This window comes from Streptomyces rubellomurinus, from assembly GCF_000961885.1.
Classification (GTDB): domain Bacteria; phylum Actinomycetota; class Actinomycetes; order Streptomycetales; family Streptomycetaceae; genus Kitasatospora; species Kitasatospora rubellomurina.
In genome coordinates, this window is record NZ_JZKH01000288.1 from 1 (window position 1) to 656 (window position 656).

Annotated in this window: 1 protein-coding gene; it reads right to left on the reverse strand. The window is 75.9% G+C overall.

Going from position 1 to position 656, the window contains the following annotated elements:
* A partial coding sequence (locus tag VM95_RS37865) for a beta-ketoacyl synthase N-terminal-like domain-containing protein (protein ID WP_045706099.1) occupies positions 1–656 on the reverse strand: 656 nt, incomplete at both ends.

A 656-nucleotide genomic window follows, 5' to 3' on the forward strand; every position in this document is an offset into this window, starting at 1 on the left:
GTGCGCCTCGACGGCGTCGACCTGGTCGGCGGTCAGCCCGGCAGCGGTCAGCGCCGCGCGGATCACCCGGCGCTGGGACGGCCCGTTGGGCGCGGTCAGGCCGTTGGAGGCGCCGTCCTGGTTGACCGCCGAGCCGCACACCACCGCCAGCACCCGGTGGCCGTTGCGCCGCGCCTCGGAGAGCCGTTCCAGCAGCAGCACGCCCACGCCCTCCGCCCAGCCCGTGCCGTCCGCCTCCGCCGCGAACGCCTTGCAGCGGCCGTCCGGGGCGAGGCCGCGCTGCCGGCTGAACTCCACGAACATGCCGGGCACGGTCATCACGGTGGCGCCGCCGACCAGAGCCAGCGAGCACTCCCCGGCGCGCAGCGCCCGGCAAGCCCAGTGCAGGGCGACCAGCGAGGAGGAACAGGCGGTGTCGACGGTGATCGCCGGGCCTTCGAGGCCGTAGGTGTAGGCGATCCGGCCGGAGACCACGCTGCCGGAGGCGCCGGTCAGCGTGTAGCCCTCGGCGCCCTGCGGGCCGCGCTGGGTGCCGACGATGTAGCCCGGGGTGGCGGCGCCGACGAAGACGCCGGTGTCGCTGCCGCGCAGCGCGTCCACCGGGATGCCCGCGCGCTCGAACACCTCCCAGGAGGTCTCCAGCAGCAGCCGCTGCT